Below are 10,989 nucleotides of genomic sequence, written 5' to 3' on the forward strand. Positions count from 1 at the left end.
TATTTGTTGTACAAGCTGGGTAACAGCTGCGCTGTCAGCGGTTTTCACCTCTTTCCAGTAACCGGCAAAAACAGCGGCGTTATCATCTGTGATCACATATTGTTCTGTGCCGCGGGCGCCAAAGAACTTACCGCCTTCTTCCTTCACCGGGCGCAGGAACAGCAGCATGGCGGCAAAACCCAAACACATGGCCGGCGGCAATGTGTGCTTGCGCTCATAATAACGCAGCAGCGTGCGCACATTACGGGCATTCATTTTGGAGCTTTCCTGGAATGTAATGCTAATGAGCTTATGTGCAATATTGGGATTCGCAAACCGGTCCAGCACATCCTGCGCAAAGTTATCGGCATGCGGACAAATATCCTGTATGGTAGGCAGTATTTCCTCCATCACTACTGTACGGAAAAAGCTGTGCATATAGGAATGCTCCATACACTCGTACACCGTGTTCAATCCACCCAGAAATGCCAGCGGTACCGAAATGGTATGGCTGCCGTTTAAGATACGTAATTTCTGCTCCCGGTAGGGTGTAATGCTGGGTGCGATAAGCATGCGCGCATCTGCTTCATGAAAAGAAAGCCGCTGCTTAATATGCGCATCGCCTTCTATAGCCCATAGCAGGAAAGGCTCTGCATCAATCCACAAGCTATCTGTATAACCGGCTTTCTCCTGCAGTGTTTCCAGGTCTTTGGGTTTGCCTGGCACAATACGGTCAACCAGTGAATTACAGAAATTGTTGCTGTTCTTTATCCATTCTGTGAATGCTGCCGGCAGCTGGTTAAAGGCGGCCAGCTGTAATACGATCTCCTGTAATAAACGCCCGTTATCTACCACCAGCTCTGTAGGTACGATCACAAAACCCTTGTCTGCGCTGCCCTGAAAATACTGGAAACGCTCCCACAGCACCGCCAGCAATTTACCGGGAAAAGAGGCCGGCACACCATCGGAAATATTCTCTGCCACATACTGGATCCCTACTTCCGTAGTATTGGAAATAATCACCTGCAATTCAGGCTGGTGTACTGTTTCCAATACCTGCGCCCAATCTGCATTCGATTGCAAAACACGGCTAATAGAAGCGTTTATAAGGGTGCGGTTAATTTTTTCGCCCTGCGCTACGCCTTTGATATGTGTGGTGTACAAATTATCCTGGGAAGAAAATTCTGTGGTAGGGCCATCCGTAGATTTCACCACCACTACCCTGCCTTTGAAAAGGCCTTGTTTATTGGCTTTGTCTATCAGGTAATCTACCAACCCTCTTAACAACACACCGGTACCAAACTGCAGCACTTTTTCGGGGTAGTTAAAATACTCCTTTGAGATGTGGAGATCAGGCCGGCTTAACACATATTCGCTATTTAATACAGGCAACATGGAACTAATTTATAATATTTAATACTTTACCCGCTAAATATAGGCTTCCCTTTTAAGATTTTATAATAAAAAATGTGAAAGGCGCGGAACGCTGAATGCCGAATGCTTAACGCTGATGGCTGGGGATTGGTTCAGCTGTTATTCAATTGTTAATCAGCGTTAAGCGTTACGCATTCAGCGTTCCGCATACTCTCTATGCCCCTATCATTACTATCAATAACCTGCTGCCCGCCAATGGCAGGATTTTCTTTAACTTTGCAGCCTTACACGAACTACTATGAGCAGAAACGGCAAAGTGCTGGTGGCCATGAGCGGCGGTATCGATAGTACGGTTACCGCGCTGATGCTGCACGAGCAAGGATATGAAGTGATCGGCATTACGATGAAGACCTGGGATTATGCATCTTCCGGCGCCAGTAAAAAGGAGACCGGCTGCTGTAACCTGGATTCTTTTAACGATGCCCGCGCAGCCGCCGTACACCATGGTTTCCCGCATTTTGTGCTGGATATCCGGGATGAGTTCGGGGATTTTGTGATCAACAATTTTGTAGACGAATACCTGGCAGGCCGCACCCCTAATCCCTGCGTGCTTTGCAATACCCATATTAAATGGCGGGCGCTTCTGAAAAGAGCCGATGCCATGGACTGCGCATTCATAGCCACCGGCCATTATGGGCAAATACGGCAGCATAACGACCGTTACGTGCTTAGCAAAGGCATTGACGATCTGAAGGACCAGAGCTACGTGTTATGGGGCCTGCAGCAGGATGTGCTGGCACGTACCCTGCTGCCATTGGGTAAGTACCGTAAAACGGAGATCCGCCAGATGGCATTTGACTTTGGCTACCCTGAGCTGGCAAAAAAAGCAGAGAGCTACGAGATCTGCTTTGTACCGGACAATGACTACCGCGGTTTCCTGAAACGCCGGATAGATGGGCTGGAAGAACAGGTGAATGGCGGCAATTTTGTGCTGAAGGACGGCACTATTGTAGGCCAGCATAAGGGTTATCCCTTTTACACCATTGGCCAGCGTAAAGGGCTGGATATTGCCCTTGGCCGCCCCATATATGTAACCAGCATTATCCCGGAAACCAATACCGTGGTGCTGGGTGAGGAAGAGGACCTGCAGCGGAGCGAAATGCGGGTAGCCGGCATTAACATGGTTAAATACGACCATATCCCCGAAGGGCTGGAAGCCACTACCAAGATCCGTTATAAGGATAAAGGCGCCCTGAGCAACCTGTATCACACAGATAACGGGCAGATCGGCGTTCGCTTTTACGAACAGGTGAAAGGCATTGCCCCCGGGCAGTCCGCCGTGTTCTATGAAGGGGATGATGTAATTGGCGGAGGGATCATTCAGCGCCTGTAATCATCGATCAAAGAGAATGTAAATTTCAAACCAACGGAGGAGGTTCATAGAGACGATTTAAAAGACTTTATGAACGGGATAGATCATAAATGTAAAAGGGAAATGCCGCGATATTAGCTACAGGCTTATGATCGCGGCATTTCCCTTTTTATTTCGTTCATAAAGTCTTTTAATGCTCGCCTCACCTGGTTTAAGGTTTCACATTTACCCCGTTCATAAAGTCTTTTGACGGTTGCTATAAACCTCTTTCGCCGGTTTATGATTTTTTGTGTTTAGTACCCCTATTCCCTCTGATATTCATCCGGTTTTGCCGCTTTTTTCCTGCCTTTTTTTGCTTTTTTCCACTTTTTAGCTAGATAAGATGGTACTATACGCGCACTCGTGCGACTATTACCGTCCCGCAGACATCTGCGGGAGCATAAACCTTTATTGAATTTATAACCAAAAACAAAAGAACCGTCTATGAGAACCCGTTCTACGCGACGGCACGGACTTCCACGCCGTGCACCGTACCTGTACCTGTATTGTTCCGTTCTACTGCTAGCTCTCTGCCTGAGCATGCAAACGTTTGCGCAACAATTGTCAAGACTCCGCCAAAGCGGCACACGTATCATCAATGAAAGTAATCAGGAAGTGATCCTCAAAGGCGTAGGCCTTGGTGGATGGATGCTTCAGGAAGGTTACATGATCAAACCTTCATTTTCCGGTGGTGGCACCCAATGGTCCATCAAAAAAAGATTGTATGACCAGGGCCAGACCGATGCGCAGGTAGAAGCCTTCTACCAGAGCTGGCGTAACAATTTCATTACCAAGGCAGACATTGATTACCTGGCCTCCCAGGGATTCAACTGCGTGCGGCTGCCGCTACACTATGACCTGTTCCTCACCAGCGCCCAGCGCGCGGTACGCAACAGCGTGGCCCGCAATTCAGGCAATTACAACACGTATGTGAGCAACCTGACCTCCTGGTACAACAGCAACCAGCTGTTTAATGATGCTAACCTGGAAGGGTTCCGCCTCACAGACAGCCTGCTGAAATGGACCGCGGCCAACAACATGTACGTGATCCTGGACCTGCACGCCGCGCCCGGCGCACAAGGTACAGACGCCAACATTTCCGATGCCCTGGTGGGCAATGACCTGTGGAACAAACAGATCTACAAGGACATGACCGTTCGCCTGTGGCAGCGCCTCTCCACCCGTTACATCAACAACAACGGCGTGGCTTTTTATGATTTGATCAATGAGCCGAACAACGTACCGGACAACCGCACGATCCATGACCTGTTCGAGCGCCTGATCAATGCTATCCGCGCACAGGGCGATGATCACCTGCTTATGATCGAAGGGAACGGATGGGGCAACAACTACAATTACATGGAGCCCTTTACATTCTCCAACCGCTCCAACCTGGTGTACAACGCCCACCGTTACTGGATCACTAACTCCACTACGGAAACCAATGGCGATGTGAACCAGATCAACCTGATCGCCAACATGGTAAACTTCCGCAACACCAACCAGGTACCTGTTTGGGTAGGCGAAACCGGCGAAAATGACAACAACTGGTTAAGCGAAAACATTCGCGCGCTGAACTCAAAAGGTATTGGCTGGTGCCACTGGACGTACAAACGTTTTGACACCCAGGAAAATGCTGCCTTAATGCACATTAACCCGCCCTACCTGATGGATGGCGCCGGCAATATGGCAGCAGTGTTGAACAACATTAAGTTTGCCAATTGTGTAAAGAACAATGGCACCATTGCAGCCGTAGCACCCGGCGTACAGCCGCCAGCATCAACCGGCCCAATTGGTAAAACCATCTGGCTGAAAGGTTTCAATGGCCAGTATGTAAGCTCCGAGAACGGCACACAGGCTATGAACTGCAACAGGCCTACTGTACAGGGCTGGGAACAGTTCCTGGTAGGCGATGGCGGTAATGGTAAAATTACGCTGAGCAACCAGGGCAAATTTGTTTCTTCTGAGAACGGAGAACAGGCCATTACCTGCAACAGGGCCACTGCACAGGATTGGGAAAAATTTGACTGGATCGTAAATGCCGATGGCACTATTTCCCTGCGCGGCAGTAATGGGCTGTATATCTCTTCTGAAAATGGCACACAGGCTATGACCTGTACCCGCACTAACATACAGGGCTGGGAAGCCTTCAGCTGGGGTGAGGTAAGCGCTGCAGCTATGGCCGCAGCAGCAGTTGCCAACAACTTTAAAGTAGTAGGCTACATGCCTTCCTGGGCCGGCAACGTTGATCCGCAGTCTGTTCAGTACAGCAAGCTAACGCATATCAACTATGCCTTCCTGCTGCCGAATACCAACGGTACCCTGCAGCCTATTGAAAATCCGGGCAAGCTGCAAAGCCTGGTGAGCAATGCACATGCTAAAGGCGTGAAAGTAATGATCTCTGTTGGTGGCTGGAATAACGGCAACGACGGTGGTTTTGAAGCACTGGCTGCCAACAGCAGCACCCGCACCACTTTTGTAAACAACATGATCGCTTTCGTAAACCAGTATGGCCTGGATGGTGTGGACATTGACTGGGAATATCCTGACAATGGCGCCTCTGCCAATAACTACCTGGCATTAATGACACAGCTTTCCACTGAAATGCATAACCGTGGTAAGCTGCTTACTGCTGCGGTAGTAGCTGTAGGCGGCAGCAGCATTGTAAACGGCGTATTTTCCGTAGTGGACTTCCTGACCATTATGGCATATGATGCTAATAATGCGGATCACTCTACTTACGATTACGCAGTACAATCACTGAACTACTGGAGAGGCCGCGGCCTGGCCAAAGAAAAGGCCATACTGGGCCTGCCCTTTTACGCACGCCCCAGCTGGGATGGTTATAACACCCTGCTGGCTAACGGCGCCAGTCCTAATGCCGATGTATTTAACGGTAACTACTACAACGGTATCCCCACCATTAAACGTAAAACCAACCTGGCATTTGACAATGGCGGCGGTGTTATGATGTGGGAGCTGTCACAGGATGTTGCGCCTACCAATCCTAACTCACTGGTAACTGCCATTAACCAGGTAGTATTGGAAAGAAGCGGCACCAATCCTCCCCCGCCCGCAACCGCACCTATTGGCCAAACCATCTGGCTGCAAGGCTTTAACGGTCAATACGTAAGCTCAGAGAACGGCGAAGAGCCTATGAACTGTAACAGACCTACAGTACAGGGCTGGGAGCAGTTCCTGGTAGGCCATGGCGGTAATGGTAAAATTACGCTGAGCAACCAGGGCAAATTTGTTTCCTCCGAGAACGGAGAACAGGCCATTACCTGCAGCAGAACCACTGCGCAGGATTGGGAAAAATTTGACTGGATCGTAAATGCTGATGGCACTATTTCCCTGCGCGGCAATAATGGGCTGTATGTATCTTCCGAGAACGGCACACAGGCTATGACCTGCACCCGTACTACTATACAGGGCTGGGAAGCCTTTAACTACGGTATTGTAGGCGCAGCTGCCAGAACAGCTATTGCTGCAACTGCCGTTGCTCCTAAAGAAGAAGTATCCACTACTAAAGCAGGCAGCGCGCTCGTATATCCGAACCCGGTAGTAAAGGGCAGCACCTTTACGGTAAAGGTTGATCAGTACGATGCCAGCAAACCTGTACAGGTAGTGCTGATAGATGTGAACAAAAAGGTAGTATCCTATCAAAAGGCTAATACCGGTATGCTCAGCATCCCCACCGGCAATGTAGCCAGCGGGTTCTATATTATGACCATCACCAACGGTAAGAACACCTATACCAAAAAAGTGATCATTCAATAACACAACTAAAACAAACACTGCCGGTAAAAGACCGGCAGTGTTGTTTATACAGTATTGCGAGCTTTACGATCTCTTAATTTAACCTACATCTTATGAAAAAAAACCTATGGAATAAAACAGTCCTGCTGTTATTCCTGCTGCTTGCTACATCCTGGCAGGCCTTTTCACAATCATCATTTAAAGTAGTAGGCTACTTGCCCACCTGGGGCGGCAACGTAAGCGATGTACAATTCACGAAGCTTACGCATGTTAATTACGCCTTCCTGATCCCTACTGCTTCCGGCAGCTACCAGCCCATTGAAAATCCATCCAAGCTGCAAAGCCTGGTGAGCGCTGCACACGCCAAAGGCGTTAAGGTGATCATCTCTGTAGGTGGCGGCGGCGGTGACGTGGGCTTCCGCACCATTGCGCCCAGCGCCGCTATACGCGCCACTTTCGTGAGCAACATGATGAATTTTGTAAACCAGTACAACCTGGATGGTGTGGACATTGACTGGGAATATCCCAGCGGTACCAATGAGCCGCAGAACTTCCTGCTGCTGATGCAGGACCTGTATAATGCGCTGCACCCAAAAGGTAAGCTGCTGACTGCTGCCGTAATTGGCGAAGGCGGTTCCATGTTTGTGAACGGCCTTTTTCCTATTACAGATTACTTAGCCATAATGGCATATGACGATAATGATTTTCAACATTCCACCTACGACCTGGCCGTTTCCTGTATGAACTACTGGTTAGGCCGCGGCCTGCCTAAGGACAAGGCAGTGCTGGGCGTGCCCTTTTTTGGCCGGCCCGGCTGGATAGGTTACAACGAACTGCTTTCGAGAGGAGCCAGCCCCAATGCTGATGTATTTGGTAACATAGGATATAACGGTATACCCACTATTAAGAAGAAAACTAACCTCGCCTATGACAGGGGCGGCGGAATTATGATGTGGGACCTTTCTACAGACGGTGCAGGCGCCACTTCCCTGGTATCGGCCATTCATGAAGTAGTGGCACAAAGAAGCGGTGATACCAGCACGCCACCGCCCCCCACCAACACAGCGCCCATTGGCAAAACCATCTGGCTGAAAGGCTTTAACGGCCAGTATGTAAGCTCTGAGAACGGCGAAGAGCCCATGAACTGTAACCGGCCTACTGTACAGGGTTGGGAACAGTTCCTGGTAGGCGATGCCGGCAACGGTAAAATTACGCTGAGCAACCAGGGTAAATTTGTTTCTTCTGAAAATGGCGCGGCCCCTATGAACTGCAACCGCGATGCTGCGGATGGCTGGGAACAGTTTGAGTGGATCGCGAATGCAGATGGCACTATTTCCCTGCGAGGCAACAATGGTTTGTTTGTTTCTTCGGAGAACGGTACCCAGGCCATGACCTGTAACAGGGCCACTGCACAGGGCTGGGAAAACTTTACCTATGGCATAGTAGACGCAGCTGCCAAAACAGCTATCGCTGAACTTACCACCCAAGAAGCGGAAAGCGCTAAAACGGGTAATGCCGTCGTATATCCCAACCCGGTAGTAAAAGGCAGCACCTTTACCGTGAAGGTAGAACAGTATGATGCCAGCAAACCAGTACAGGTGCAGCTGGTTGATGTGAACAAACGGGTAGTGGCCTATCACAAGGCCAGCGCCGGTGTGCTCAGCATCCCCACCGGCAACATTGCCAGTGGCTTATACATCATGACTATCACCAACGGTAAGCATACGTACACCAAAAAGATCATCATTCAATAAAAAAGCATACACGTAGGAAACACAGGCCGGGTATTTTTGCCCGGCCTTTTTTATGCCTGCAGCTCCATGGAAATCTCAGCCGGAACGCCTAATTTCACATAAATGCCCGGCCCTTTGTGAAAACATTTTCCTTATCCGTTTCCCTTCTTTTTCCCCTATGCCTGCTGCTGGCCGGTATACCTGCCCGGGCACAAACACCCCGCTACCTAATTGCTTTTACAGACAAAAATGGCACCCCTTACCAGCTGAATGCGCCTGCAGCATATTTATCCACCCGCGCCATTGAGCGCCGCAGCCGCCGGCAAATTGCCATAGACAGTACCGACCTGCCGGTGAACGCGGATTATGTGAATGCGGTACTGCAAGCCGGCAATGTACAATTGCGCTATACCTTACGCTGGACCAACCAGGCGGTTATTGCCACCAATGATGATGATGCCCTGTTAAAAATACAGCAGCTGCCCTTTGTAAGAACGCTGGTAAAAAGCGCCAACCGGCTGTCGGCCCCGGGCGAGCGGCGCAAGCGGGATAGCGTTAGTACCGCCCGCATAATGGGTACTACAGATATTGACTACGGCAGCGCCTATACGCAAATTCATTTACATGAAGGAGAATACCTGCATAATAAGAACCTGAAAGGGAATGGCATGCTGATAGCGGTGCTGGATGGAGGCTTCCCTTCCGTAAACAATAACCGCGCTTTTACCTGGCTGCGTAATAACCAGAAAATTACCTATACCCGCAACTTTACAGATGGTACGGCGGATGTATATGATTATAGTGATCATGGCACACATTGCCTTTCTATACTGGCAGCTAACCTGCCCGGCGAAATAACCGGTACGGCACCCGAAGCCGCTTATGTGCTGTTACGCACAGAGGAAGCCGGCGCCGAACAGCCCATAGAGGAAAGCAACTGGGCCGCCGGTGTGGAGCTGGCAGATAGCTTAGGTGTGGATGTGATCTCCTCCTCCCTGGGATATAATACGTTTGATGATCCGCAGTATGATCATACCTATGCGCAGCTGGACGGCCACAGCCTGGCTATTACACAAGCCGCTGCACGGGCGGTACGCAAAGGCATGATCGTGGTAAATTCAGCCGGTAATGAAGGAGAGACCTCCTGGAAATACCTGCTGGCCCCTGCGGATGCAGACAGTGTGCTAACCGTAGGCGCGGTAACCAGCCAGGGACAGGTAGCTAATTTCAGCAGTTATGGCCCCACTGCTGATGGACGTATAAAACCCGATGTAGCCGCAATGGGAGTAGGCACTGCGCTGGTAACCACCGATGGAACTATTACGGGTGGCAACGGCACTTCTTATGCCTGCCCCGTGCTGGCCGGCCTGGTAACCTGTTTATGGCAGGCTTTTCCCCGGCGTAGCAACCTGGAAATTGTGCAGGCGGTAAAAGCATGCTCCAGCCAATACCCGGCCCGGGATAACCGCATGGGATACGGCATTCCCAACTTTCATGCAGCGTATGATACCTTATTGAAACGGGAAGCAGGTGATACCGCTTTTATCCGTGAGCAGCTGGCCAATCGCATGATCAAAGTATTTCCCAATCCGTTTACCAGTCAGCTAAGCATCTATTATCAATCCACTGCCTCACAACAGCCTATTTACCTGCAGCTGATAGATGCTGCGGGGCGGCTTACCCGTAGCTGGCAGCTGCCTGCTGTAAGCAATTACGGCTACTTTACCACGCAAACAGGATTGGATAAATTACCTGTAGGTATGTACTACCTGAGATTTATACAGGGAAATAACAAAGAAGTAATAAAGCTGATAAAACAGTAATTCCATCATCTGCACATCTGCATATTTGCACATCCGCACATTTCCCCACATCCACCGGCACATTAGCATATCAGCACATTAGCACATTATTTCACCAATTTCGCCGCAAACATAGTATCCGCGCCAATGTTATAACCGGTAATAATACCGCCATCGCGCCATTGCAGGCCGGTATGCTCACAAATATGTTTTACCACCGCTTCATTCTCCTGCTTAAAGGCAGAGCAGGTAATATAGATTAACGAGCCGCCTTTTTTCAACAGCGGTACAACGTTTTCGGCTATACGTTTTTGTAAGTTATGAAAGGTATTGATGCGTGCCTCTTCAAAAAAGTACAGGTGCTCCGGACTGCGGCCCCAGGTACCGGAACCGGTGCAGGGCGCATCCAGTATAATACCATCAAACGATCCGTAGTCAAGGGTTTGCGGGGGCACTGGTAGGGTAAGGTCCAGCGCTTTGGTTTCATAATTCTTAATGCCTGCAGTGTAAAACCGCTCATGCAGGTTTTGCAGGATGGATACGCGCACATCACTCACCGTAAGCTGCACGCGCGGCTCCTTATCCATCAGCAATAAAGATTTTCCGCCGCTGGCAGCACAGGCATCCCACCAGCGCTGCCCGGGTTTAGGCGTAAGCAGCTGGCCGGTTTGCTGGGATGAGGCATCCTGGATCTCGTACCACTCTTTATTTCTAATAAGGGTTTCTATGTTAGTGCCGTTGGGTAATGCCAGCATATCCTCTGCCAGCCACTCCCCTGTTATACCGGCCTCCTGCAGTAATGCAGTAATAGCCTCCTGCTTGTTTTTCCGTACGCGGATGAATAAACGGGGCTGCACAAAATAGGCGTTGGCAAAAGCCGCCGCATCTACGCCTTCTGAAAGCGATGCCGTAAAAGGGAAAATATCATTGG

Annotated in this window: 6 protein-coding genes; 4 read left to right on the forward strand and 2 right to left on the reverse strand. The window is 49.9% G+C overall.

What is annotated here, in order from left to right:
- On the reverse strand, positions 1-1,374 hold a 1,374-nt coding region (locus VIM87_RS00495), incomplete at its 3' end, for a tagaturonate reductase (RefSeq protein ID WP_331995066.1).
- Between the two features lie 277 nt (positions 1,375-1,651).
- Here VIM87_RS00495 and mnmA point away from each other — a divergent pair.
- The 4 genes from mnmA (at position 1,652) to VIM87_RS00515 (ending at position 10,079) form a co-directional block, all read left to right on the forward strand.
- The gene (gene mnmA, locus VIM87_RS00500; protein WP_331995067.1) at positions 1,652-2,746 is read left to right on the forward strand and encodes a tRNA 2-thiouridine(34) synthase MnmA; all 1,095 of its coding nucleotides are present in this window, start codon (positions 1,652-1,654) and stop codon (positions 2,744-2,746) included.
- A 579-nt stretch (positions 2,747-3,325) separates the two neighbouring features.
- Complete coding sequence (locus VIM87_RS00505) at positions 3,326-6,544, forward strand: glycosyl hydrolase family 18 protein (protein WP_331995068.1); 3,219 nt, start codon at positions 3,326-3,328, stop codon at positions 6,542-6,544.
- 92 nt (positions 6,545-6,636) lie between these two features.
- On the forward strand, positions 6,637-8,277 hold the full coding sequence (locus VIM87_RS00510; RefSeq protein WP_331995069.1) for a glycosyl hydrolase family 18 protein: 1,641 nt from the start codon (positions 6,637-6,639) through the stop codon (positions 8,275-8,277).
- Positions 8,278-8,393: 116 nt separating this feature from the next.
- The gene (locus VIM87_RS00515) at positions 8,394-10,079 is read left to right on the forward strand and encodes a S8 family serine peptidase (RefSeq protein WP_331995070.1); all 1,686 of its coding nucleotides are present in this window, start codon (positions 8,394-8,396) and stop codon (positions 10,077-10,079) included.
- 86 nt (positions 10,080-10,165) lie between these two features.
- Here VIM87_RS00515 and VIM87_RS00520 read toward each other — a convergent pair.
- Positions 10,166-10,989, reverse strand: an 824-nt coding sequence (locus VIM87_RS00520) for an RsmB/NOP family class I SAM-dependent RNA methyltransferase (protein ID WP_331995071.1), incomplete at its 5' end; no start/stop codon positions are given.

The organism is Chitinophaga sp. (genome assembly GCF_036569125.1).
In the GTDB taxonomy this organism is placed as follows: domain Bacteria; phylum Bacteroidota; class Bacteroidia; order Chitinophagales; family Chitinophagaceae; genus Chitinophaga.

Bases quoted from the DNA above. Each gene is read 5' to 3' on its own strand.
- mnmA (WP_331995067.1), top strand. From the start codon at position 1,652: ATGAGCAGAAACGGCAAAGTGCTGGTGGCCATGAGCGGCGGTATCGAT.
- VIM87_RS00510 (WP_331995069.1), top strand. From the start codon at position 6,637: ATGAAAAAAAACCTATGGAATAAAACAGTCCTGCTGTTATTCCTGCTG.